Genomic DNA, 26,219 nt, shown 5'->3' with positions numbered 1-26,219 from the left:
TATTGCTCTTGGAGTTCCCAAGGCAAAAGCCTTCTATCATTTTTCCTTTTTAACTTAACGGTTAAATTCCTTTTCGAACATGGCTTGATTAGCGACGACAGGTTCTGGACCTACCGCATTGATGTTTGTCACCAAAATATCCTTCCCGCCTAAGGTACCACCCGCTAACGTTTCAAACCCATGAATGCCGCCTCCATGAGCCCAATAGGTCTTTCCGTTCGGCAGTGTCACCTCATAAATTCCCAGTCCATATTTGCCAAAAGGCGATTCCACACCTGTTGTCATCTGCTTCATCATCTCGTCATTTAATAATTTCCCACTCAAAAGTGCACTAAAAAAGGTGGTCAAATCTTTCCCTGTCGAAATCATTTCTCCCGCAGCATTCGCGAATGAAGGATTATACTCTGTGAAATCAAACAGTTTCCCTTCCCGATTCAGGCTATAGCCTGTGGCATGCTGGCCCGGGATTTTTGGATTACTACCACTAAAGGATGTATTTGTCATCTGAAGCGGGTCGAGGATCCGTTTCTTCATCTGCACATCGTACGTTTCTCCTGTCACCTTTTGAATAACAAGACCAGCTAGCACGGTATTTGTATTCGAATAGTCAAAGCCTGCCCCTGGTTGAAATACTGGCGGCTTAGCCAGTCCCATACGTACAAGGTCACTAACGGTATATTGAGGGAATGAGGTAGCGTATCGCATGTCTGTATTCGTATAGCTTGCAATCCCGCTCGTTTGGTTCAATAACATACGAATCGTGATTTTGTTGCCGTCATATCCATTGCCCTTTACCACACCTGGGAGCCATTTTTCTACCGAGTCATCCAGATTCAGCTTTTTCTCCTGAGCCAACTGTAAGACAAGGGTAGCAACAAACGCCTTTGTGACACTGCCAATACGGAAAGTAAAGTCTGGCTCCATCGGATTTTTATGATCGAGGTTGGCTACACCCGCTGCATAAGACCAGTATTCTCCGTCTCTTAACCCAGCAGCAATGATTCCAGGGACTCCCTCGACTTTTGCTTTCTGATCAATGAAGTCCTTCATTTCTTCCCCATGTTTTTGAGCTGCTTGATCCGGGGTGGATGGTTGCTTGGCTTGTCCCGAGAATTCAGTCATCTGGATGTTCTCCATATGAGAAACAGTATCTCCTAATGCATTGATACTCATCGCGATCACGTGCTCGCCGTCTTTTGTTCCACCGGCGAAGTTGGTGAATCCAGGAATGCCGCCTTGATGACCCCATATGGTAGTGCCATTCGGCAATGTTACTTCCTGAATACCGAGTCCGAATTTCCCGTGTGGATTAGAAACAGTGGTTAACATTTCTTTCTGCATCTCAGGTGTTAACAATTTTCCGCTCAATAAAGCGCTAAAGAACGTTGTTAAATCTTTCGTAGTCGAGATCATAGCCCCTGCTGCGTCTGCAAACGAAGGGTTAAGGTCAGTTATATCCATTAATGTACCGGCATTGTTAAAGTATCCATTCGGACTGTTTTTCGGAATGGATTGTGAGTGATCCGGGAAAAACGTTTCTTTTAGTTGAAGCGGCTCAATAATTCGTTTCCTGATTTGTTCGGCAACCGTTTCTCCTGTGACCTTTTGGATAACGAGTTTCATCAGCACTGTATTCGTATTCGAATAGCCACCCGTGGTCGGTGTATGCTTTAATGCGCGAGAAATGAGTTGTTCTGCTGTAAACGTTTGAGTGGAGTTCTGGATTAAACTTTCCTTGAGTTCATCATCTAAGTAGTCTGCCACTCCACTCGAATGATTTAATAACTGACGAATCGTAATTTTGTTACCGTCATATCCGTTTCCTTGGACGACACCTGGCAGCCATTTTTCCAACGAGTCATCGAGGCTTAGCTTCTTTTCCTCAGCTAGTTGCAGGGTCACTACACCGACGAACGATTTCGTTATACTCCCGATTCGAAATGAAAAGTCAGCTTCCATCGGTTTCTTACTTTCTATATTCGCTTCGCCGGAAGCATACGACCAGAAATCGGTTCCTTTCTTTACTGCAAAGATGACACCTGGAATGTTTTCGCTGGCAGCAGCTTTATCAATCGCTTCTTTTGTTTTGGCATGATCGGTTTCCTTTTGTTGCGTGATTGCCTGGTCCAAACCTGCTTCCGCACAACCGTAAGTAGGAAGTATCAGCGTTCCTATCAATAAGGCAGATAACGTAAGGGACGCTCCTTTTTGCATAGGGAATGGTTTCATTTCTCATCGCTCCTGTAAGTTGATATGTGTTGTCTTTACACATCCACCTTATTCTCAGGGCTGTAAAATCACATAGTGACAAAACCGTGCTATCTATGGATGACATCATGCCAACCCATCATATTTGCGGCATGATAGAATGTCATAAAGGCTATATGACACGGCGCATTTTGCTTGACGGATCAGGAATTGGTGAGGCATGATGAGTCAGAAACATTCGGGAAATTCCTTACCATTCAAACGAGCAGGAGTACATGACAAATGTTATCTATGATAAAAAAATGGTTCTGGTACAATTGGGTGATTTTTGCCTTGCGAACGATTTGGCTAGGCATCATCGTCATGGCTGATGTTATGTATCCGGCAATGATCGTCGTTCCGTTCGGAGTCATCATCCTTATTGCCCTTTTGGTTTATGCCATTCCATTGATCGTTCAATATAGAAAAGAAAATTGGTATCTGGCAGTCGAAGTCGTAATGACAGGCTTTTTTTATCTATTTGTGGCCTATGTAGCGCCTGGATTGATTTGGTCTTTCGTTTTATTGGTGATCATTATTGGTGTGGCCAGTAGTCGCAGAACGTATATGTGGACAGGAATCTCTAGTGGGATTATTTTTCCGGCTTTGAACGGGTTGATTACCAATCATCCCCCGTATGAGTTCATGTTTAGTTGCAGCTTTGGTTTTGCGATCGGTATGGCCTTTAGCATATTAATTGAGTCTCATAAGCAAGGCCGCATCATTCAAGAACAGAAGCAATTATTGGAGCAGCATATTAAGCAAATCGAGGAGCTGACACTGATCGAGGAACGTAATCGGCTGTCACATGAGTTGCATGACACGATTGGACATTCGTTAACCTCGCTAATTGTTGGCGTTGAGTCGCTCCGATCCTCGGTTCCTGATTCACAGATCGAACGAGTCGATAAACTTGTCTCCATAGCACAAGGCAGCCTGGATGATATCAGAAAGCATTTGCATCAGCTCTCTCATGCTCATGCTCGATTCAACCAGTCGGTAAGTGAGGCGCTATTGGAACTTACGGAAGAGTTTATGAGGTCAACCGGTGTAACGGTCAACTTCCGTGTGATCGGCATTGAGACGCTCGTTATGCAAAAAATGAGCCTTTGTCTATATCGTTGCCTGCAAGAATCGCTCACAAATGCGGTTCGTCACGGACAAGCAAGTGTGATAGCTGTTGATCTGTATTTCGAAAGTCAGCAGCTCCGTTTACAAATCGAAGATAATGGCAACGGAATAGAATCTATCGAATTCGGCTTAGGACTAAAGGTAATGAGGGAACGGCTTGAGCAACAGCAGGGTACGCTGTCCGTTCATTCACAATCGGGGCAAGGAACCGTTGTCATTTGTAATATTCCCATACAGGTAGAAGCTGGACAGGGAAGTATCCGACTGCTTATTGTTGATGATCAGGTGATGGTTGCCGACAGCTTACAGCAAATCTTAAGCCAGCAGGACAACTTTATCGTTGTTGGTACAGCTAGTGATGGGCAAAAAGCATTAGAACAGTGTGAGCGACACCAGCCGGATATCGTGTTAATGGACGTGCACATGCAAGGGATGAACGGACTGGAGACCTTCCTTCAAATGAAACAACGCTGGCCGAACATGAAGGTTGTGGTCATGACAACGTTTGAGGATTCGGTACAGGCAGCAACAGCATTGGAGCATGGGGCGGAAGGATATATGCTGAAGTCTACTCGTCCAAAAGAGATGATGGAAGCGATGAAGCTCATCTATAGCGGGGGAACGTGGCTTGATCAGTCGATCGCTACGCGCGTATTCGAAGAGATGAAGCGCCAACGTGAGCAGTTAGAGAAGTTCAGCCCGAATGATCCATATGGATTGACGAAACGGGAAAGGGAGATTTTACAGCTTTTATCGGATGGGCTTCGCTACAAATCGATTGCCACCAAACTGTATTTATCGGAGGGAACGGTACGGAATTACTGTTCCACCCTTTACTCAAAGCTCGGAGTCAGCAACCGGGAAGAAGCAATTGAACTGGCGAGAAACGAGAGTATCCTATAGATGACAAAAAGACGGGAGAAAATCCCGTCTTTACTCTTCCGGCGTTCGATCTAGGAACAGCCGCGTTACCTGTGTGTAATCCCCTTTTTCCACTTCTTCTTGTGTCGCCTTTTCTTCCAAAGGATCATGACCGTTCATGCTTGGTGCTACTGTGGGCTCGTGCTCGGCAGATCCTTGCTTTTTCTCCATGATTCACCACTCCTTTTGCCAGTAGGGTGTGATGGATGGCTTATTCTTATCCCCGATTGCAGCATATGACATTGGAAATGCTATTTCAAAAGTACCGATCTTCAAGATCCGGTGCTTTTTTTGATGACAAATTGTCATATGGGGCAGGGGGAAACCGTTGGTAACAGGGCGTCTCAAACTTATGACAAAACGCTACTTGTTGTACAGGCAGTGCCCATGCGATACTTTGCGCCAACGAAGCTTTTAGGAGGAAAGAGAAATGAACTTTTACAGAAGTAGCATCGTCGCGGTATCGATTTGTGGTCTACTACTCATAACAGGATGCACGAATACAGCTCCATTAACCGAGATGGACAGCGAACAACAAGGGAAGAAGGCAGAAAATCTAAGTCCAAAAGAATGGTTAGAGCTGAACTCTTTTCAATTGAATAGCGCTGAGCCTGGGACTGATCTTAAAGATATTGAACCGCTGCGCCAAATGATCGGTTCTGCTTCAATCGTAGGTTTAGGTGAGGCAAATCATGGAAGTCGTGAAATTTATACGATGAAACACCGGTTTGTTGAATTTCTCGTCATGGAAATGGGCTTTACCACCCTTGTATTAGAAGAAAACTGGGGCAACGCATTGAAACTTGATCATTACGTTCTCACAGGAGAAGGGAATCCGAGTAAATTCCTAATGCCTATATTTCAAACAAAAGAAATCGTAGACATGCTGGAATGGATGCGTGAGTACAATGCCGATCCCGAGAACGAAACGAAACTGCGGGTGGTCGGAATGGATGTACAAAATGTCAGCGAAAATGTATACGATGAGATCAGACAGTATATAAAAAAATACAAGCCTGACCTGCTGCCCCGTGTGAATAATAAAATGAAGGAACTTGCCGAAGTTACGAAGGACCTGGAAACCTATTCAGCTTTGCCACAGGCCATTCAGAAAAAACATCAGGAGCAAGCGAAAGAAATCACGGAAATATTGGAACAAAACAAAAGCAGTCTGAACGGCCAATCCAAGGAGTTCGCAAGGATTAAGCAACACGCCAAGGTCATTGAGCAATTTACTGGCATGTATTTCAACGTCTCGGAGAATCCATCTGATTTATTTTTGAAGCATGATATAGCGATGTTTGAGAATGCGAAGTGGGCTCATGAACAGCTGGGAAAAACAATCGTATGGGGTCACAATGGGCACATCGCAAAGAACAATATGTTGAAAGAGGTATACCCGAAGCTCGCCGGTCAGTATTTACTGGAGCATTATGGAAAGGAATATGTAACGATTGGAACTTCATTCGGGAAAGGCGATTATAACGCGTTTAACATTGAAAATAAAATTGTTCCAGCTACCATTGAATCGAATGATCCAAAAACATTCAATCATACTCTGGATCAAGTCTCAAAGGATCAATACTTTGTTGATTTACGGAATGCTACAGGTCTCACCCAAAAATGGTTAGAGGAAGAACGGCCGTTTTTGATTGGATTCGGTTCTGCTGATCCAAGCAAACCAAACTCTATAACAACTTCGCTTGGGCAAGCATTTGATATTCTCATTCATTTAGACACAGTGAGCGCTGGCGAGCTTGTTCGTTAAATAGCAGAAAGAAACCGGCATTTTACCCAAGAGCACTGGGCAAAATGCCGGTTTTATTATACAAGAAACCCCATCAAGCGCTTCACATTGTCGGTGTTTTCGCGGGATGTCAGCGACTCTAGCAAGGTGAATGCCACATCAAAAGCGGTCGAAGGGTTGTACGAGGTGATAATATTGTTGTCGATGACGATGGATTGGTCGGGGATGACATGGGCACCCATCGCTGCCAGCTGCTTTTGTCTCAGTTGGTTATTCAGGTTGTAGGTCGTTGCGTTTCGTCCTTGCAAAATCCCGCTTTTCCCGAGGGGCAGAGCACCTACGCAGATGGAGGCAATCATTTTGCCTTGCTTTTCAAATTCACGTATGAAAGCGAGAACGTCCTCGCGATAAGCATCTTCATAAAACCCCGCATGCTCAAAACCGCCAGGCAATGCCAGTGCATCGAAGTCATTTACATCCGCATCGTCGATCACCATTTCAGGGATCACGGTAAAATTCCACGTGCATTTCAACTCTTTGCGCGTTCCCACCGTCACCAGCTCCGTTGTCCCGTCGCCCTCTTCCTTGTTCCAGCCGATTACATCTGTAAATACGCTAGCCTCTACTGCCTCAAAGCCATTCGGTAATAACAAGCACACTTTTTTCATCGAAAATCAGCTCCTCTGTTCGAATCGTTCAAGCCGTACCGGTACTTACCAAGAATCATATGCTATCATTAGTTATTAGTAAAAATGAAAGTTCTGAAGATGATCTTCAGAATTTCTAATAATAAAGCATGTGGGCAAGGGGGAGTGGGAATGGAGATTCGCCAGTTTCAAACCTTTAAGGCAGTCGTCGATTTCAACAGCTTTACGAAGGCGGCACAAGCACTACAATATTCACAGGCGACGATTACATCCCATATTCAGCAGCTGGAAGAAGGAATGGGTGTCCCTCTGTTTGATCGACTGGGAAAGAAAATTCAGTTAACCGCCTATGGCCGCGAGCTGTACACGTATGTCGAGGAGCTGCTGGTTTCTTATGCCAAGATCAAGGATATATCGGCGAATGAGCAATCGCTGCAAGGCGAGTTACGCATCGGGGCCTCGGAGACGATTACGATCTATCGGCTGGGTGACATTTTGTCCAAGTACAGAGCGAGCTACCCGGGTGTGAATATTTCATTTGTAATGGACGACTGCAGTCGACTGCGGGAAAAGCTGCATGATGGTCTATTGGATATCGTGATCACGCTGGAGCCAAAGCTCGATGATCCGAATCTGGTCGTGGAGCAGTTCTCTACCGAGCGGCTGGTTTTTATCGGGGGACGCGATCATTCGTTTGAAAAAATAGAGGACGCTGGCGAGGAATGTATGATTTTCAGTGGAGAGCATTGTGCTCTGCGGCGGTTTTTCCAACGCTTCTTGGAAAAAAGGGAGATCAGGCCGAAGCACCACCTGGAATTCTCCAGTATGGAAGCGATCAAGCAGAGCGTGGCAAACGGGCTAGGCGTGAGCTTGATGCCCTATATTAGCGTCGAAGCCTTGTTGAATGAGCAAAAAGTGAAAATGATAGCGTGCGAAGAAGAGCTGTTGTTCTATGCGCAAATTGCCTACCATAAAAACAAGTGGCTTTCACGGGCGCATAAGAAGTTTATTGATTTCATGCTGGAAAGTCGGTACGAAAGCTGAGTATCCTCCAATAACTATCCTGTTTGTCCAGCCCTTCAAAAAATGAAGCCTCAAAAGTGTTGACTCTTACCTTAAGGGGAGGGATTATGCTGGATCTAACAAAAGGATAGGAGGAATACAGAATGCAACCAGAACTGAATAGAGGGTCTATCAGTAGTAAGAACAAGGGAATGAGGTGGTGGGCAGTTGCTTTGTCCAGTTGGGGAATTTTCGTATTTGCTTTGTTCGCAGCTACCGCGGTTGGACAGACCGTATCTCGCATGGGAGGCTCCCAACTGTTTGTACACGGCTTGCAAGCGATCCTGCTCACATCCATTGTCGTGCCGATGCTCTATTGGCTGTTGAAGAAGTCAGGGCGCAAATCGTTTCATGCGATTGGACTGTCGTCGGCAAGGCGAGCTGTCCCCCAGTTTATGACTGGAGCGGGGCTGGTTATTATCCTTTCTGGTTCAGGCTTCGCTATTGCCGAATGGTTAGTTTGGATACACATAAAGGAATTTCATTTCTCGATGCAATTGCTGTCAACAGCAATGTTGAATGTAGTGATCGCCTTTTTCTATGAAGCGTTGCCGGAGGAGCTTTCCTTTCGCGGCGCGGTGTATAGTGCGTTGGGGGAGCGGTTTAACCATATCGCCACTTTATTTCTCCAACCTGTCCTATTCACGCTCGCACCGGTAGCTGTAACCGGACTGCACCATCTCACAGGATTTGAGCCTGCCGCCATTTCAGTCGACTATATCATCTTATTGCTAACCTTTGGATTCATTCTTCAACTGCTGCGCCTTGTGACGGACAGCTTGTGGACCTCTATTGGGTTTCATCTGGCTTATCTGTTCACCACCCGATTCATCGTCCTTCAGCGGGAGGCGCGCTTCCTCACCTACGAAGAAATGGTGCCGGGTACGGGAGAACTATTTATCATCTTTGTGATGACGCTTCTTGTTGGGATTCTTATACTGCTCACACTAGGTATCGTACGGAGAAGGAGCATCGGCTGGCGGAAAACAGGAGGCTACAACTATGTATAGCGTAGGGCAATTAGCCAAACGGACCGGAGTAACGATAAAAACTTTGCATTACTATGAGCAGTTGGGATTGCTGTGCCCTTCGAGGGACCCCAAGTCCGGATATCGCATGTACTGTGAAGAAGACATCATGAAGCTGCAGGAAATTTCGGTGTTGAAAGAGATGGGATTTCGACTGTCGGAGATCCAGGCTATTATGGAAAAATCGTCGCCGCCTCAACCAGTTGAAACGGCGACCACCGTCAAGGGACAAGCATGGAAAACGGTCATTGCCAGACAGCTTGAAGCAGTACATGCCAAACAAGAGCATCTCCAATATATTGAAACGCTGCTTACAACAGTTCAATACGCGTTAGAAGTAACTGACCATGTCAATATCGAAGAAATCATGCGTTTTATTAAAGAACTGAATGCACCGGAAAAGCTAAGCAGAGAGCAATATCGCAGCGGGTATTTTACGCAGGATGAATTACGTAAGCTTCCTGACTTGAAGAATGACGATCCGTTGGCGTTGGAATGGGCCAAGCTGCTGAATGACATAGGCTCTCATATAAATGAGCCTGCCGATTCTCCGGCTTCCCGTCGGCTTGCAGCCCAAGTGATGGAGATTAGCGACAAGCTGTTTTCAGATGATGAAGAACTGTCTCTAAAATATTGGGAATTTATTCGTCCTCGTGATGGAGAGGCTCCCTCCCTTTATGGGATGAGTCGTGAGGTGATGGATTATATCGAGCGTATTCTCGACCATTACATTGATTCCGAATGATAGAGAGGTTCGACTCTTGTCATAGATAAACATGAAGCAACCAGTGTGTTTCGGTATTCAACCGGGACAAGACTGGTTTTTTATTTTTTAGAAAATTCAACGAACATATTTGACGTTCATTTTTCTTTCATGCTAAGATCAAAGTGAAAGTAAACGAAAGGTAATTAGAAATAAAACGAAACTATATAATTTATGATCGTAAGGAAGTGAAGCCATATGCTGGCAGCGGAACGGCACAGCAAGATCCTCGAACAATTGAAAGCAGAACAGAGCGTAACCGTCAGCCAATTGAGTCTGGCGCTGGATGTGTCTGAAGTAACGATCCGAAAAGATTTGATTAAGCTCGAAAACGACGGATTGTTGACGCGCATTCACGGAGGCGCGACGATTACGAATTTCTTGCCATTGGAGCGCAGTTTCACGGAAAAGCTAGAAGAGAGAAGCGAAGAGAAGCAAGCGATTGCCCATCAAGCGCTGACGCACATCCAGCCGGGCGATACGGTTATTCTCGGGGCAGGGACAACGATGATGGAGCTCGCCAAGCTGCTGCGCGGCTTGAATGATCTGACGGTCGTGACGAATGCGGTCAACATCGCGATGGAGCTGAACAGTCAAGGCAAGCATCACGTCATCTTGATCGGCGGAGAGATGCGCCACAAATCCTTTGCGCTCGTTGGTTCTGTCGCAGCGGACAATTTGCGAGGACTTTCGGTCTTCAAATGCTTTATCGGGGCAGATGGGGTTCATCCGGAAAATGGGCTGACGACGCTCAATCTGGCAGAAGCGCAAATCAACCAAGTCATGATGGAACGCGCCAGAAAAGTCTACGTTTTGGCCGACCACAGCAAGTTCGGAGAGACGCATTTGGCGAAGTTCGCCGGGTTGTCCGATGTCGATCGGATTATTACGGATGCGGCGGCACAGCATCTTGTCAGTAAGTATGCGGAGCTGGGCATCAACCTGGAGCTGGCGAGCTTGCAGGGTGTGACCAGATAAACTACCAGATCAGAAAGGAAAAGGAGGGATCGATATGGCGTTGGTATCATCGACACAGATGCTGCGCACAGCAAGGGAGCAGGGATATTGTGTAGGGGCATTCAACGTACACACGATGGAAATGCTCCAAGCAGTAGTGGAGGCGGCCTGCGAAGCAAACGCACCACTCATTTTACAGACCACAGTCGGAACGGTCCGGCATCTTGGACCGGAGTATGTAGCAGCAATCGCCCGGGTAGCCTCTGATGAGGCCCGGGTGCCGATTGCCCTGCATTTGGATCACTGTCATGAAGAGGAGCTGATTATGCGATGTATCGAAGCGGGTTATACATCGGTCATGATCGATGCGTCGATGCATCCTTTTGCGGAAAATGCAGAGATGACGCGGCGTGTAGTGGAGCTGGCTAGGGAGCGCGGCGTCAATGTGGAGGCAGAGCTCGGTAAGGTCGGGGGCGTGGAGGACGATCTCGTCGTCGACGATGCAGAGGCTGCGCTTGCTGACCCGATCGAGTGCGAGAGATTTGTCGAGTTGACTGGCGTGGATACGCTGGCTCCGGCCATTGGTACGGCTCACGGGATATACAAGGGGGAGCCGCGCATTGATTTTGCTCGCATCGAAGAGATTGCCCGTCGTGTTTCTGTACCCCTTGTGTTGCACGGCGGCTCGGGAATTCCCGAGGAGCAGGTGAAGCGGGCGGTTCAGCTCGGCATGGCAAAAATGAACGTAGCGACAGAGCTGCGTATCGCGTTTTCGCAAGCGATCAAGGGCGTTTTTGACAACAACCCGCAGGAAAACGACCCGCGCACCTATATGAAGCAGGCCAAGCAGGCGGTCAAAGAAGTCGCACTCGCCAAGATGGAGATGTGCGGTTGTGTTGGAAAAGCGAATGTACGTTAATCCAAAAAGATAGGAAGGGACGATTTTACATGCGTATAAACCTCAATGATGCCAAAGCGTTGCGCGAACTGGACACGATTTCTGCCCTGCAAGATACGGAAAGCTACGATGAACAGTTTAAAACAGGCCTAAAATTATCTGATAGTTTAGATGTATCTAATATTTCTGTTAAAATTGAAAACATTGTCGTGCTTGGCACTGGTGGCGGTTCGGCTGCGAGCGTCAATTTGATCAAGTCGTATTTGTTTGATGAGCTGCAAGTGCCGCTCCAGTTAAATCAAGGCTACACCATCCCGGCTTTTGTAGATGCGAAGACGCTCGTCATCGTCGTCAGCCACTCGGGAAATACAGAAGAGGTCGTCAGCGGCTACGAAGCAGCCGTCGCCAAAGGAGCACAGATCGCCGTCATTACGGCGGGCGGAAAAGTATTGGAGATAGCTCGTGAACACAATCATGCGTGCTTGCTCGTGCCGGGCGGAATGATGCCGCGGATCGTGCTTGGCTACATTTTCTTGCCGATTCTAGCCATTCTGAGGAAGCTCGGGCTGATTTCCGACAAGCGTGCGGAGGTCGAGGAGACGATTGCCCTGTTCGAGGAGTGGAAGCACATCTACGGAACGGACTCTCCGGTCGAGAAAAATGAAGCTAAACAAATCGCCATCGAGATGGATGGATTGATACCTGTGGTGTATGGAACGCTACCGTTTTTCGATGCTCCTGCATGGCGGTGGAAAAACCAGCTAGGGGAAAACAGCAAGCTGATGGCGTTTTGGAACGCCATTCCGAGTCTTCACCACGACGAGGCTGTGGGGTGGGATTCGCCGTCTGCGCTGCTGAAGGGCGTTCATTTTACATTCATTCGCGATCAGGAGGACAGCGAGAAGACGACCCAACGTGTAGAGATCAGTGCTGACATTTTGCGTGAGCGCGCTGGTGGGGTAAGGGTGGTTCATTCCCACGGCGTATCTCGAATGGCTCGTTTGTTTTCTATCGTGTACTTGGCTGACTTCGTGTCGTTGTATGCTGCTCTGATTCGCGGCGTCGATCCCACCCCTGTAGAAGTGATCAATTTGTTCAAACAAAAAATGGGGCAGCCGCTCGTTACTGTGCAGGTGAGATAGCATGCTCGTAACGGTAACACTGAACGCGGCCATCGATAAGACGTATCAACTCTCGCATTTTCGTTCGGGAGAGCTGCATCGTACGGCTGATGTACTGAGCTTGCCCGGCGGAAAAGGGATAAATGTAGCGCGTGTAGCGAAAGCATTGGGGCAGGATGTAGTCGCAAGCGGTTTTGTCGCCGGTCACAACGGGAGGTTCATCGTGGAAGGCTGCGAACGCGAGGGGATTACCTCCTCGTTTATCGAAACGAGCGGAGAATCCCGGCTGTGTCTCGCTTTTCTCGACGAACAGGAAAAAACGGTGACAGAAGTGCTTGAGCAAGGTCCCGCGCCCAGTGAAGAAGAGATCAGTCGATTGCAGACGTGTTTAATCGAGCTGGCGGGTCAGGCACAGTACATGGTTTTTTCCGGAAGCCTGCCAGGTGGCGTTCCAGCCGAAACATACGCTGCACTCATTCGAGGTGTCACAGGGAAAGGAACCGCATGCGTACTCGATACGAGTGGTCAGGCACTGTTAGAAGGAATAAAGGCAACGCCCACGCTCATCAAGCCCAATCGACCGGAAGCGGAAGCAATTCTCGGATTTTCGCTGGATAGCGAAGAGGCACGTTGCAGAGCGATACGCGAGCTGCGTGAGCGCGGTGCCCAGCGAGTCCTTCTCTCGTTAGGGGAGGAGGGAGCGTGGTTTGGCGATGGCAAGGAGACGTGGCGTATTTCCGCGATCCCGTTAGCGGATACCGAAGTGAAAAATACAGTGGGCTGCGGGGATTCCATGCTTGCGGGTGTCCTTGTCGGAAGGCTGCGAGGCTTGGCTTGGCCAGATGCGATTTGGCTGGGGATGGCATGCGGCGCGGCGAATACACGGTCGTTTGGAGCGGGCATGATCGCGCCCGACGATGTGCAGAGGTTGAGAAGTCAGCCGATGCATGTGGAGCGAGTCGAGTAAAATAACTGGTTCAGAAGGGAGGAGTAGCATGCGCCATGTAATTGGCCTCGATGTCGGTGGCACGACAATGAAAGGGGCGGTCATGGACGAGAATGGGCGAATTCTCCTCCGGGCTGCCAAGGAGACAAAGGTTCATAACAACTTGCCCATCTTGATTAAGCGAATGGCTGCCTTGATTAAAGAGCTGCGGGTTCAATCACCCGTTCACATAGAGGCAGTAGGGATCGGATTTCCCGGTCCTTTTGATGCGGAAAATGGGATATCGGTTCACTCGCCCAACTTTCAATTGCACCAGGCAGACTTGCGGACACCACTCGCGAAGCTGGTGGAGCTGCCGCTTTTTTTTGAAAACGATTTACGGACAGCTGCTCTCGGAGAAGCCATATTCGGTGCGGGTCGCAAGGTAAGTCACCTCGTTTTCGTGCCGCTTGGTACGGGGGTGGGAGCAGGGATTGTCAACGAAGGCAAGCTCGTTCGGGGCAGCCACGGATTCGCGGGAGAGATTGGTCATGTGCGTTATCCGGGGCTTACTGCTCCATGCAATTGCGGCAAGCTCGGTTGTGTAGAGACGGTCGCATCTGCCACAGGTATTGCCAGATTGGCCCGTGAACGCTTGGACGAGGAGCTCAATGCAAATCCGCAGCAAGCAAAAGCCTCTCCTCTGTTTACTCTGTGCGATGGACAGATTGAGCGGATTACGGCTGAGCAGGTGGCTACGGCAGTGGAACAAGGTGATGCAGTGGCGACCTGCGCATGGAACGAAGTGTGTGAAGTAACTGGCTGGGCATTATCTGTGCTGGTGAACGTGTGCAACCCGCAGCTCGTGGTGATTGGCGGTGGCGTTTGCCGGGCTGGGGAGCTATTGCTGGCCCCCGTACAAGCGAGTGTACAACGGTACGCCATGGAAGTCGTTCATCAACAGACAAAAATTGTTTTGGCCGAGCTCGGTGCAGATGCAGGAATGCTCGGTGCTGGTGCCTTGGCCCTGCAAGCAACGAGAAAGGAACAAGGAACCGTGAAATCGTGAATTTGTAAAAAGAGGAGTGTACATCGATGCATCAACGGCATGACTGGGCAAATCATCAGCTGCTAGAGCGAAATCGCTTGGCGGCGCGGGCTTACTTTTTGTCTTACCCGGAAGAATCGGGAGCACTGACATATGAAAGAGGCGCGACACCGTGGTTTCAATTGTTGAATGGGCATTGGCAGTTTGCATACGCAGAATCACCACTGCGTGTGCCGGAAAACTTTTTTGCCGCCGATTATGATGCGACGGAGTGGGCCCGAATTCAGGTGCCGGGGCATTGGCAGCTGCAAGGGTACGGGAAACCGCATTACACGGACTTGTACTATCCGTTTCCGGTCGATCCGCCGCATGTCCCGTCAGATAACCCGACAGGCTGCTATTTACGGGAGTTTACCGTAGCGTCTGACTGGAAAAATCAGCAGGTAATCCTGCGGTTTGAAGGGGTCGACAGCGCTTTTCATGTGTGGCTGAACGGAAAGGAAGTCGGCTATAGCCAAGGAAGCCGCTTGCCATCTGAGTTTGATGTGACGGAGCTGTTGCAGGAAGGCAGGAACCGCTTGGCTGTGCAAGTGTACCAATGGTCGGACGGTACGTACGTTGAGGATCAGGATATGTGGTACTTGAGCGGGATTTTCCGGGATGTTTCTCTGATTGCCAGACCGAAGCTGCATGTGAGAGATCTGGCAGTCGTGACTGATCTGGATGATGAATACCGCCATGGTGTGCTGCGCGTACGTGTCCATGTAGAAAACAGTTCCGCTACTGTCTATGACGGGGTGAGTGTGACCGCAAAGCTGCTGGATCAATCCTACACGCCTATCGCTTCGCTGACCGACACCGGAGCAGGCGAGCTGGCAGCCGGGCAGGAAAAGGTCGTGACTTTGGAGCTTCCGGTGCAGGAGCCGAAAAAATGGTCGGCGGAGGAGCCGAACCTGTATCACCTGCTGATTGCGGTTGAGCAAGAGTCGGGCGAAAAGACAGAGGTCATCCCGATCCGCGTGGGCTTCCGACGGATCGAAGTAAAAGGAAACAACTTCTTCGTGAATGGTGTAGCGATTCGCCTAAACGGTGTGAACCGCCATGATCATCATCCTGATCTCGGGCGTGCAGTCCCGTATGAAACGATGCGTGAAGATGTGCTCATGATGAAGCGGCACAACATCAACGCCGTTCGTACCGCGCATTACCCGAACGACCCGCGTTTTTACGATTTGTGCGACCAGTACGGATTGTATGTCATGGACGAAACCGATTTGGAGACACATGGCTTCCAGTTAACCGGGAACATTAGTCAGTTAAGCGATGATCCAGAGTGGGAGCGGACATACGTGGAGCGCATGGAACGCATGGTAGAGCGCGACAAAAACCATCCGTCCATCATCATGTGGTCACTCGGCAACGAATCCGGCTTCGGCTGCAATTTCCGGGCAATGGCCGTTTGGTGCCGACAAGCCGACCCGACTCGTCTCATCCACTACGAGGAGGATCGCGAAGCAGAAGTGTGCGACGTATTTTCCACCATGTACTCCTCGGTTGAAAAAATGATCCAGCATGGTGAAAATGAACATCTGCAAAAGCCGCATATCATGTGCGAGTATGCTCATGCCATGGGGAATGGACCCGGCGGCTTACGCGACTACGCCAATGTATTTGACAAATATCAACGCTTGCAGGGCGGCTTTGTATGGGAATGGATTGATCACGGCTTACGCCAATATACGCCGGATGGGCGAGAGTATTATGCCTACGGAGGCGACTTCGGGGACTACCCGACGAATGGCAACTTTGTGATCGACGGCCTGATTCGTCCGGATCGTACCCCATCCCCTGGATTACTCGAATACAAAAAAGTGATAGAGCCGATCGTCGTAGAAGCGACTGATTTGGAAAGCGGGCTCGTCACCATTACGAATCGCTATGATTTCCGCACGCTTTCGCATGTGAGAATGGTTTGGAGTGTGACGGCAGACGGACAAGTGGTGCAGAGCGGAACGCTGTCGCTTCCACATACAGGAGCAGGAAGCCGCAACATCGTAGCTGTTCCGTATACCTTGCCTGCGCAGGTGCAGGATCGAACCGACTACTGGCTGACGCTCTCCTTTGTGCTGAACCAAGATGAGAGCTGGGGACAGGCTGGACATGAGCTGGCTTGGGCACAATTTGCCTTGCCAGTGACCGCTGCCCAACAGGTTACGATCGCTCCCTATCAGCCTGTGTTTGGCAGAGTAGATACGAAAGAAACGAAAACGGACATCACCCTTACAGGAGCAGATTTTCAGTTCGTTTTTGACAAAGGGAGCGGTGTGCCGACGAGCTGGGTATTTGCGGGCAAGGAGCTGTTGGTGGCAGGGCCTCGACTCACGTTTTGGCGTGCTCCGATAGACAATGACATGTACGTAGTGGAAGAGTGGCGCAAGGTGTACCTCGATCGTTTGCAAAACCGGGTGGAGCATGTAAGCATCCAGCAGGATCGAGAAGATCGGGTGGTCATTACCTGCGATGTACGGATTGCTCCGCCTGTATACGACTGGGGATTTTCGTGCCGCTACACGTATACCGTGTTCGGAAATGGTGAGGTGCAGGTAAATGTTCAAGGCACACCAAAAGGCACCCCGCCAGCGATGCTGCCACGAATCGGCTTGAAGCTATTGGTCGCCAAAGATATGGAGCGTGTCTCGTGGTATGGACGTGGCCCGGGTGAGGCGTACATCGACAGCAAGGAAGCCAATCGCACCGGGGTGTATCATGCGAGCGTGGATGAGCTGTACACGCCGTACGTGTTCCCGCAGGAAAATGGCAATCGCACGGACGTCCAATGGATGTCGATCACGGATCAGCGAGGTATTGGACTTTTCGCGAAGGGTCAACCGACCTTGGAATTTAGCGCGCTTCGCTATGATACGGACGATCTGGAGCAAGCCAAGCACACGACAGATCTCGTAAAACGAGAGTATGTCACACTGCATCTCGATTATCGGCAAAACGGGCTGGGTAGCAATAGCTGCGGACCTAAGCAATCGGAGCAGCATGCACTGCGTCCAGAGGAGTTCCAGTTCCAGATGAGGCTAACGCCTTTTTCGAAGGATACGATCTCTCCGATTCAGCTGTATAAGCGGAACTTGTGACGAACCGCTGATTGTTCTCGAAGGCATCGCCGAAACGTTGTACAATCTAGCTGAAGATAGAATAGTGCAACTAATCAAAATACGGTGGTGGTTTGTCACATGAAGTCATGGCCGCTCTTTCCCCGCAGAAGCATTCATGCCAAGCTGCTCGCTTTTATGCTGATTGCAGCCATTATTCCGCTGATTACTCTAGGGAGTATGGCGTATTGGAAATCGTCGATGGTCGTTCGCGAGCAATTTAGCAAGTCAGGTGAGTATATCGCGACACAGCTGCAAATCCAGATCGACAACTACCTGAGTCAAATGAGATACATGGCCTATGACATCAATACGTACGTGTCAGACCCGACATTGGTCGTCATGCGGGAGGAACAACCGAAGACGTACACAGGCTTCCTGGAACAAAAAAACTTCGAGCGATACCTGGGGGCGCACCGCAACCTTGATACAAAAGGCATTTTTATCGTGACGCCCTCCGGTTATTTTTTCGGAGAAAATGTCATCAATGGACAGGATCTGATGCGGGAATGGTGGTGGAAGGGACTGCCCGCCAAGCTGGATGAGGAGCGATGGATCGGCTTTTACACACCACGGCATTACGTCGGGTTTCAGGATGAGGCCGAGCTGCGTAATCAGGAGAAGGTGCTCGGTCTGGTCGTTCCCGTTCTCAGCGGTTATGGTGTGTTGAAGGACAGCCGGATTTTGATTGAGATGAAAGCAGGCAAGCTGTTTCAATTGTTTTCCCAGCTGGAAGAGGACATGAGTGCGCATGTGACGATTACAGCCCAAAATGGCGAGCTGATTTACCAAACTGCGGGTACGTTCGTCCAGCAAGAGAGCGATATCGTCTGGAACAAGCCGCTGGAGTCCAACAACTGGATGATTCAGGTGCGTTTGCCTTACGAGCAAATGAACCGCTCTGCGGAAGTGATTCAATCCTTCTTTATCGCGGCGCTGATTCTTTCGGCAGTGCTGGCACTTCTTTTGGCGTATTTATTTTCCAGACGAATTACAGGCAAAATCAAAAGACTGCAAGAAACGATGCGGCTGGTCGGAACAGGCGAGCTGCAGACGCGCGCAGAGGTAGACACGGAAGACGAGCTGGGGCGGTTAGGGGTGAGCTTCAACCAGATGGTGAGGCGGATTCAGACGCTAATCGCCGAGGTGAGTCGAACCGAGCAGTTGAAAAAGGAAGCAGAGCTGCGGGCCGTTCACTACCAGATCAATCCGCATCTGTTGTTCAATACACTCAATTCCATCCAGTGGAAAGCAAGATTATCTGGTTCCAATGAAATCGGCAATATGCTCTATCACCTTATTAAAGTGCTGGAGGGCAATCTCGACATCACGCAGGAGCTCGTCCCGTTGGAAAAGGAGCTGCAAACCGTCGAGCATTTTTTGCAAATCCAAGAGCTGCGGTACGGCCCTGTTTTTCAATTTGAACAGACCGGAGTAGAGGCTTGCCGTCGTTATTTGATCCCGCGAATGACTCTTCAGCCGCTTTTGGAAAATATCTTTTTCCACGCATTCGAAGACGGGCACGGAACGATCCGGATCAGTGTCAGTGAAAAAGAAGGGCTTGTGACGCTGCTGTTGCAAGATGACGGTGCAGGAATTGCGCCGGAGCGATTGGCCAGACTTCTCGATCCTGATCTGGAGCGTTCCAGCAAACGGGGACTCGGCGTGTATAACGTCGATCAAAAGTTCAAGCTTCATTTCCGTATGGAGCACGGCATGAAGATTTCATCTGTCAGAGGAGAAGGAACCACAATTCAAATCACATGGCCGAAAAGGGAGGAAATTCCTGATGAGCATCAAGGTAATGATTGTGGATGACGAAGTGCTGGTGCGAAGAGGATTGAAGGCAATGGTGCCGTGGAGTCGCTACGGGATGGAAGTCGTAGCGGATGCACCGAATGGTCGGAAAGGCTGGGAGGCTTTCCTGCAAATACAGCCCGAGCTGGTGATTACGGACATCGTTATGCCGGAAATGGATGGGCTGGAGCTGTGCAGGCGAGTGAAGGAGCACGCACCTCAAACAAAGGTGCTTCTGCTCAGCTGTCACCGCGATTTTTCTTTTGCCCAGCAGGGAATCTCTCTCGGGGTGTCCGGATATTTGTTGAAGACCGAGTTTCAGGATGAGGAATGGGGTACGTTGTTGGAAAAGCTGCGGACTGAGCTGGCAGGCGAGAGTGCGCGACTCGAAAAAATTCGTGAACGCTCTGATGAATGGAAGCGGGAATTCGGTGCGTGGTTGACTGGCCTGAGCCGGGATTTCGAGCAAAGCTTGTCCTCCCTCCTGCAATCACACTGGTCGTGGATGAACGATTCCATGCGTGTATGGCTTTTGGAAGGGATGGGCAGCACGAACCGGGAGGAGCAGGAGCGCGCATGGGTAGCAAGCGAGCTGGAAGGCGAATGGGAATGGATTGCATGTGGCGATATCCGTTTTTTGCTGACCCCCGCAAGTACTGGCAGGCAGGTAGAATCCCTGCTCGTGGAATGGAAGCTGGCTGGAAAGGTGACGAGCTGGGAGACAACAAGCCCGTTTGCTGGACTCGAACCTTGGATTCAGACGGTACGGATGCTCTACCAGCGCACGGAGCGGGCTCGCAAGTACGGCGTCATTCAAGACCCGTGGCAGGAACCAATCAAGCAGGCTGTTCATTACGCGCTCGATCGTCTGGATACGCCATTGACCGTTAGCGAGGTAGCTTCACAGGTGGGACTTAGCCGCAGTCATTTTAGCGTGATGTTTAAAAAGGGAGTGGGCGAGAGCTTTGGGGAGTTCCTCGACAAACGCCGGGTAAAAATGGCCCGAGCGATGCTGGATGAAACAGCTCTGTCCATTCAGGAGGTAGCTGAGCGAGTTGGTCTTCCTGACGCGAAATACTTCAGCAAATGGTTTAAAAAATATACAGGGATGACCCCGAGTCACTACCGTTTCAAACAAAAGGAGGAGTCCAGTCGAACAATCGTCCACTCCACCGCGCAAACCTGATCAAAGCGAAAAAAAGGAAACAAATTCACACACTATTGCGAACAGTTAGCGGTTTCACCGTTTTTTCCCCTTCATTAAAATAAAGAAAATGATGGGCAAATCTAGGGGGGGATCACAGATGAAAAAGGTTGCGTCAAAATGGATGGCAGCTGGCATGGCACTTCTTTTGGCCGTCGTAGCTGGTTGTTCACAAGCCCAGCCATCAGGAACAGACGGCACGTCTAGTAACACAGGTACGACAACGCCAGCGTCGTCTGATAAAAAGGAAACGGTTACATTGCGTTTCGCGACATGGGACACAGACCAAATGCTGAAGATCCAACAAGATATCGCGAAACAATTCGAACAGAAAAATCCGGGTGTGAAGGTACAGGTCGAGGCATATGCAGATGGTTTTGATCAGAAGCTGGTAGCGGCATTCGGAGCGAAAAACCCGCCGGATGTCATGTACATGTGGGATTTCCCAACGTACAACGCCTCGCTCGAGCCATTGGATGAGTACGTAAAGAAGGACCCATCCGTGGCAATCGACGACTTTTACCAGGGCCTCTTAAACTATAATCGCTTCGATGGAAAATTGTTCGGTCTCCCAGCGGGCTTCTCGACGCGGGTCGTCTTCTACAACAAAAAGCTGTTTAACGAAGCAAATGTACCACTTCCAACAGACGACTGGACGTGGGAGGATTTCAAATCAGCAGCCAAACAGCTGACCGTTCGCGATAAGAAGCAGTACGGATTCGCCGTTCGTTCGGAGCCGGATACGTACGATTTGCAGCAGTTCGTGTGGAGCAACGGCAGCAGCTTCATCAGCCCAGACGGGAAAACCATCGAAGGTTACATGAATAGCAAGGAAACAGCAGAAGCCCTGCAAATTTTCAGTGATTTGACGAAAGACAAGAGCGCTTTGCTCGTCGGTGGCAAAAACCAGCAGAGCGGAAACGACTTGTTCAAAGCGGGCAAGCTCGCGATGTATGACAATGGTGTATGGTCGCTCGAGTCGTACAAGAAGGCGAATGTCGACTTTGGTACGGTCGTAATGCCACAATTCCCTGGCAAGCCTGGTAAGGGTGTCATTGCAACCTCATCAGTATCGATCGCCAAGGATTCCAAAAACAAAGAGCTGGCTTGGGAGTTTTTGAAGTTCTTCGTTTCCAGTGATGCGATCAAGATGCGTACATCTGATTTACCTGTGCGTATTAGTGTCGTACAAGAGAAGAAGCTCGATCAGGACCCGCTCTACGCGCCGTTCTACAAGACGTTGGAGCAATCGACTGACACGCCAGCCTTCCTGTTGAATCCACACTGGAACGAGATCAACCGGAACCTTTCCGCAGCGGTCAATGCGATCATGATGGGACAAAATGCCGAGGAATTACTGAACAAGGCAGTCAATGACTCCCAGAAGTTCCTCCAAAAATAACGGGAAGGGGTCAGGGAATTGAATACAGAGAGTGTCGTGACACATAAACAGCCTGCCATGACCGTTCAACCGAAAAAACTCAGGGGAAGGGCGTTTCTTACGCCCTATCTTTTTATCTTGCCTTGGATTCTCGGCTTTCTCGCTTTTACGCTGGGACCGATGTTGTTTTCGCTCGTCATGAGCTTTTTTGATTGGCCTGTCGTTGGTGAGGTTACGTTCGTCGGCTTGGACAATTACATCAATATGTTTACGGATGATCCATTGTTTTGGCAATCGCTCTGGGTCACGATTAAATTCGCGCTTTTGTTTGTCCCGCTGAATTTGTTCATCGCGTTGTTTTTGGCCATGATGCTGAATCAGAAGGTAAAAGGCAGCGGGTTTTTCCGCACGGTATTTTACTTGCCGAGCGTGATTTCCGGTGTGGCGTTGGCGATGATTTGGGCGTGGGTATATGACGGGGAATACGGCATTTTCAACTATTTGCTCAGTCTGGTTGGGATTACAGGTCCAGATTGGCTAAACGATACATCGTGGGCACTCGTTGCCATGGTAATCGCCAGTTTGTGGGGGCAGGGCTCCATGGTATTGATTTTCCTGGCAGGGCTCAAAAGCATCCCGGAGAGCTTGTATGAAGCGGCTTCGATTGATGGGGCGGGGGCGGTGCAAAAGTTTTTCCGCATTACACTGCCGATGGTGAGCCCAACGATTTTGTTCAACCTGATTATGACGATCATTAGTGCGTTCCAGCAGCTGAGTCTAGCACTCTTGCTCACAGGAGGCGGACCGTTGCAGTCTACGTATTTCTATGCCATGTACGCGTATGACAACGCCTTCAAATACTTCAAGATGGGATATGCTTCGGCGAACTCCTGGTTTATGTTCGTGATCATTTTGGTATTGACCTTCCTCGTTTTTAAAACGTCCGGCAAATGGGTGTACTACGAGGGCGACAACCGCAGGGGAGGGGAAGAAGCTTGATACGCAAGACGATCGCTTATGCGAGCCTGATCCTTTTCTCTTTCCTGTTTCTTGCACCGTTTTATTGGATGATCTCTACTGCGCTCAAGTCGGACGATGAGATTTTGCAGTATCCACCCAAATGGATTCCGGATGTGCTGCATTGGGAGAACTTCGGGAATGCGTGGATGTCGCAGCCGTTTCATCTGTATTTGGAAAACTCGTTGACGGTGACGGTCCTGACCACGATTGGCCAGTTGATATCGTCTTCGCTAGTCGCGTACGGCTTTGCCCGGTTTACGTTTAAAGGGAGAGATTTTCTGTTCATGGTCGTTCTGGCGACGATGATGATTCCGTGGGAAGTGACGATGATCCCGCTGTACATGGAGTTCAATTATCTGGGGTGGATCAACACGCTCAAGCCGTTGATTGTGCCTTCGTTCTTCGGGTCAGCGTTTTATATTTTCCTCATGCGACAGTTTATTTTGACCATTCCGCGTGAGCTGGATGAAGCGGCGCGTATTGATGGTGCCGGTTCGTTTCAGATTTACGCACGGATTATTATGCCGTTGATGATGCCTGCTCTGATTTTGGTAAGTGTATTCAACATCTTGGGTACATGGAACGACTATTTGGGTCCACTCATTTTCTTGAATGACCAAAGTCAGTACACGCTGACGCTGGGACTGGCGCAATTTAAAGGGATGTATGAGGTAGAGGCTACCGGACTGATGGCGGTAACGTTCCTAATCTCGCTTCCGCCGTTACTCCTCTTTTTCCTCGCACAACGATATATCGTAGACAATTCAGCGGGCGTTGCTATTAAGTAGGAGTCCATCAAGTAAGGAGGGAGCCACAGTGGGGAACCGGGCGAAGTGGGAAGGCTGGGCATGGTCATTTCATCAATTTGGTGAGCAATTGCTGCGGATGGCGGCAGCGCATCTCATGTGGGTGGTATGCACGCTCATGGGAGGCATCGTCTTTGGGATTTTCCCAGCGACAGCTGCTCTGTACGACGTACTTAGCGGCAAGTGGAATGACCGTGGGCTTTTGTCCGCCTTCTGCCATGCTTTTCGCCACTACTTCTGGAGGAGCCAATGGCTTGGCGCAGGGACGGTGCTAACGGGGGCAATCCTGTGGGTCGATGTGGTGTTTTTCCTTCGCATGGGGACCCTGTGGGGGCTCTCGATCGCAGCCGTTTTTGCGGGGATCGGATTCTTGCATGCGGCTACCTCTTGCCACGCTTTTTCCCTTCTCGTTCGGGAGGATGCAGACGTGAAGCGGACGCTCAAGCAGTCGTTTTGGCTAGTCGCGGCCTTTCCGTTGCATTCGTTCGTCACGATGGGAGGCTTGCTCCTTCTCTTGATTCTCTTGCTGGCGATTCCCGTTTTGCCGATCTTGTTGGGAGCGAGCCTGCCTGTCTGGTGGATGAATGCCAGAATGAGCCGTCTGTTGGAAAAGCGCGATCGTAAACGATCGACCAAGCAACCTCGAGGTGAGACATATGCAGTTTGATTTAGGAATGGTTCCTTTTAGCCGATACGGGTCGTATCTCGTACTCTCCCGACTGGGTAACGCCAAGCGAGCAGAAGGGTTGTATTTGCGCAATATTCGTGGAGGAGACAACCACGATGGCGCGATTTTTCGAATTGAAATGGTGGTAGCCGATGGTGTGGCGGTTCCATTTGAGACGGAGGCGACGCCAAACTTGCTGCGTCTTTACGGGGATAAAGGCGAAGTGAAGCTGTGCATGAGCGAGCCGGAGTTGGTGCAGGTACGTGGTGAAGGCGTTGGTTTGCGTCTGGTGCTCGAATCGACGGCAGCAGATTATGCGATTCATGCAGGAGCCGGATGCTGGGAAATCAATCACTTTTCTACAGAAATTCGCTTGCGAGTGACCCCGCTTGCTGGAGCGCTGGTGGTCAACCCTACGAAGGCATCGCGGGAACAGCAAGTGAGCGCAACCTTTCTTCCCGACGAAGAAACGGGTGTACTGGAAGGCGTATTAGAGGAGTTTCACACGATATGGAAGGAACGCAGCTACCCTGCCTTTGCAGATGGATGGGCACAGGTAAAAAACGAGTACGACGAGTGGCTGGAACGGACACTCTCTGTATCTGAGGAGCATCGCGAAGGCTTGAATGAGGCACGAGAACTCGCGGCGTACATCACCTGGTCTTGTGTGGTGAGACCTGAAGGCTATCTGCCACGGTCCGCCATGTACATGTCCAAAAACTGGATGACAAATATCTGGAGCTGGGATCATTGCTTCAATGCGATGGCACTGACACGAGCAAACTTGCCGCTGGCGTGGGATCAGCTCATGATTTTTATCGACAGGCAGGATGAGAGTGGCGTTTTCCCCGATTTTATCAATGATCGGTATGCGCTGTGGAATTGCTGCAAGCCTCCGATTCACGGCTGGACGCTGCGCTGGATGCTGGATCGGAACGATACGATCACAAACGAGATGCTGGAAGAGGTGTACGAGCCGCTTTGTCGCTGGACTGATTGGTGGTTCCGTTACCGCGATGATGATCAGGACGGGATTCCGCAGTACAATCACGGCTATGACTGCGGCTGGGACAACAGCACGATTTTCCTCGATGGGGCGCCGATTGAAAGCCCGGATTTGCCTGCGTATTTGATTCTGCAAATGGATGTGCTGGCGGATTTGGCGAAGAGGCTGGGCCGTCCCGAAGAGGCAGCGAGGTGGCAGGAAAAGGCCGAAATGACACTGCAACGACTGCTGGAGAAGCATTGGAATGGCGAAAACTTCTACGCGACCCACTCTGGAAGTGATCAGCCTACCCAAGGGGACAGCTTGATTCGCTATATGCCTCTCGTGCTAGGCGAAAAGCTGCCAAAAGACATCCGAGCCAAGCTAATTGCTGACTTGCAGGAGCGGTTTTTGACCGAGAATGGACTGGCTACGGAGAGTCCAACCAGCTCCTTCTACCGCGCTGATGGCTACTGGTTAGGCCCGATCTGGGCGCCAGTGACGATGCTCTTGGTCGATGGACTGCGGCGAGCAGGCGAAGTAGCGTTTTCTCAGGAGATCGCCAGACGTTTTTGCCGAATGGCAGCGCGCAGTGGCATGGCGGAAAACTTCGATGCACTGACAGGTGATGGACTGAGGGATCGGGCTTTTACGTGGACGTCCAGCGTGTTTTTGATGCTGGCGCATGAGTATGTGTAAA

The 26,219-nt window shown here is 49.9% G+C and carries 21 protein-coding genes; 18 read left to right on the top strand and 3 right to left on the bottom strand.

Annotation, left to right across the window (positions count from 1 at the left end):
- Nucleotides 1–54: 54 nt before the first annotated feature.
- The gene (locus tag C7R94_RS21870; protein ID WP_106784655.1) at nt 55–2,229 is read right to left on the bottom strand and encodes a serine hydrolase domain-containing protein; all 2,175 of its coding nucleotides are present in this window, start codon (nt 2,227–2,229) and stop codon (nt 55–57) included.
- A 261-nt stretch (nt 2,230–2,490) separates the two neighbouring features.
- Here C7R94_RS21870 and C7R94_RS21865 point away from each other — a divergent pair, with 261 nt between their 5' ends.
- Nucleotides 2,491–4,281: a helix-turn-helix transcriptional regulator gene (locus C7R94_RS21865; RefSeq protein WP_106784653.1), complete on the top strand. Its 1,791-nt coding sequence runs from the start codon at nt 2,491–2,493 to the stop codon at nt 4,279–4,281.
- Between the two features lie 30 nt (nt 4,282–4,311).
- Here the strand turns inward: C7R94_RS21865 and C7R94_RS30360 are convergent, their stop codons facing one another.
- The gene (locus C7R94_RS30360; protein ID WP_199197952.1) at nt 4,312–4,470 is read right to left on the bottom strand and encodes a hypothetical protein; all 159 of its coding nucleotides are present in this window, start codon (nt 4,468–4,470) and stop codon (nt 4,312–4,314) included.
- A gap of 259 nt (nt 4,471–4,729) precedes the next feature.
- Between C7R94_RS30360 and C7R94_RS21860 the strand changes: the two genes are divergently transcribed.
- Complete coding sequence (locus C7R94_RS21860; RefSeq protein WP_106784650.1) at nt 4,730–6,067, top strand: erythromycin esterase family protein; 1,338 nt, start codon at nt 4,730–4,732, stop codon at nt 6,065–6,067.
- A 56-nt stretch (nt 6,068–6,123) separates the two neighbouring features.
- Here C7R94_RS21860 and C7R94_RS21855 read toward each other — a convergent pair whose 3' ends face one another.
- Nucleotides 6,124–6,714: a DJ-1/PfpI family protein gene (locus C7R94_RS21855; protein WP_106784648.1), complete on the bottom strand. Its 591-nt coding sequence runs from the start codon at nt 6,712–6,714 to the stop codon at nt 6,124–6,126.
- A gap of 150 nt (nt 6,715–6,864) precedes the next feature.
- Here C7R94_RS21855 and C7R94_RS21850 point away from each other — a divergent pair, with 150 nt between their 5' ends.
- The 16 genes from C7R94_RS21850 (at nt 6,865) to C7R94_RS21775 (ending at nt 26,218) form a co-directional block, all read left to right on the top strand.
- A complete protein-coding gene (locus C7R94_RS21850) occupies nt 6,865–7,737 on the top strand; it encodes a LysR family transcriptional regulator (RefSeq protein ID WP_106784646.1) in 873 nt (290 codons plus the stop codon).
- A 122-nt stretch (nt 7,738–7,859) separates the two neighbouring features.
- Nucleotides 7,860–8,765, top strand: a complete 906-nt coding sequence (locus C7R94_RS21845; RefSeq protein ID WP_106784644.1) for a CPBP family intramembrane glutamic endopeptidase — start codon at nt 7,860–7,862, stop codon at nt 8,763–8,765.
- On the top strand, nt 8,758–9,528 hold the full coding sequence (locus C7R94_RS21840) for a MerR family transcriptional regulator (protein WP_106784641.1): 771 nt from the start codon (nt 8,758–8,760) through the stop codon (nt 9,526–9,528). Before C7R94_RS21845 ends, C7R94_RS21840 begins: the two co-directional genes overlap by 8 nt.
- Before the next feature lie 216 nt (nt 9,529–9,744).
- Entirely contained in the window at nt 9,745–10,524 is a 780-nt protein-coding gene (locus C7R94_RS21835) for a DeoR/GlpR family DNA-binding transcription regulator (protein ID WP_106784639.1), read from the top strand.
- A 34-nt stretch (nt 10,525–10,558) separates the two neighbouring features.
- Nucleotides 10,559–11,422, top strand: a complete 864-nt coding sequence (gene fba, locus C7R94_RS21830; RefSeq protein WP_106784637.1) for a class II fructose-1,6-bisphosphate aldolase — start codon at nt 10,559–10,561, stop codon at nt 11,420–11,422.
- Nucleotides 11,423–11,451: 29 nt separating this feature from the next.
- Nucleotides 11,452–12,543: a bifunctional phosphoglucose/phosphomannose isomerase gene (locus C7R94_RS21825; RefSeq protein ID WP_106784634.1), complete on the top strand. Its 1,092-nt coding sequence runs from the start codon at nt 11,452–11,454 to the stop codon at nt 12,541–12,543.
- A gap of 1 nt (nt 12,544) precedes the next feature.
- Nucleotides 12,545–13,489, top strand: a complete 945-nt coding sequence (locus C7R94_RS21820) for a 1-phosphofructokinase family hexose kinase (RefSeq protein WP_106784632.1) — start codon at nt 12,545–12,547, stop codon at nt 13,487–13,489.
- Between the two features lie 28 nt (nt 13,490–13,517).
- Nucleotides 13,518–14,516: an ROK family protein gene (locus tag C7R94_RS21815; protein WP_106784630.1), complete on the top strand. Its 999-nt coding sequence runs from the start codon at nt 13,518–13,520 to the stop codon at nt 14,514–14,516.
- Nucleotides 14,517–14,542: 26 nt separating this feature from the next.
- Nucleotides 14,543–17,641: a beta-galactosidase subunit alpha gene (gene ebgA / locus C7R94_RS21810; protein ID WP_106784628.1), complete on the top strand. Its 3,099-nt coding sequence runs from the start codon at nt 14,543–14,545 to the stop codon at nt 17,639–17,641.
- A gap of 99 nt (nt 17,642–17,740) precedes the next feature.
- Entirely contained in the window at nt 17,741–19,477 is a 1,737-nt protein-coding gene (locus C7R94_RS21805; protein ID WP_106784626.1) for a cache domain-containing sensor histidine kinase, read from the top strand.
- Nucleotides 19,449–20,642 (top strand): response regulator transcription factor, encoded by a 1,194-nt coding sequence (locus C7R94_RS21800; RefSeq protein WP_106784624.1) that lies wholly within the window; start codon nt 19,449–19,451, stop codon nt 20,640–20,642. The genes C7R94_RS21805 and C7R94_RS21800 overlap by 29 nt, the downstream gene beginning before the upstream one ends.
- Nucleotides 20,643–20,760: 118 nt before the next feature.
- Complete coding sequence (locus tag C7R94_RS21795) at nt 20,761–22,062, top strand: ABC transporter substrate-binding protein (protein WP_106784621.1); 1,302 nt, start codon at nt 20,761–20,763, stop codon at nt 22,060–22,062.
- A gap of 57 nt (nt 22,063–22,119) precedes the next feature.
- Nucleotides 22,120–23,040: a carbohydrate ABC transporter permease gene (locus C7R94_RS21790; protein WP_197240466.1), complete on the top strand. Its 921-nt coding sequence runs from the start codon at nt 22,120–22,122 to the stop codon at nt 23,038–23,040.
- Complete coding sequence (locus C7R94_RS21785; RefSeq protein ID WP_106784616.1) at nt 23,037–23,849, top strand: carbohydrate ABC transporter permease; 813 nt, start codon at nt 23,037–23,039, stop codon at nt 23,847–23,849. Before C7R94_RS21790 ends, C7R94_RS21785 begins: the two co-directional genes overlap by 4 nt.
- A 28-nt stretch (nt 23,850–23,877) precedes the next feature.
- Nucleotides 23,878–24,534: a YesL family protein gene (locus C7R94_RS21780; protein WP_106784612.1), complete on the top strand. Its 657-nt coding sequence runs from the start codon at nt 23,878–23,880 to the stop codon at nt 24,532–24,534.
- Complete coding sequence (locus tag C7R94_RS21775; protein WP_106784610.1) at nt 24,524–26,218, top strand: amylo-alpha-1,6-glucosidase; 1,695 nt, start codon at nt 24,524–24,526, stop codon at nt 26,216–26,218. The genes C7R94_RS21780 and C7R94_RS21775 overlap by 11 nt, the downstream gene beginning before the upstream one ends.
- Nucleotide 26,219 lies beyond the last annotated feature (1 nt).

This window comes from Brevibacillus sp. NRRL NRS-603 (assembly GCF_003013445.1).
GTDB classification, from domain to species: domain Bacteria; phylum Bacillota; class Bacilli; order Brevibacillales; family Brevibacillaceae; genus Brevibacillus; species Brevibacillus formosus.
This window is presented reverse-complemented; position numbering and strand designations above follow the sequence as displayed.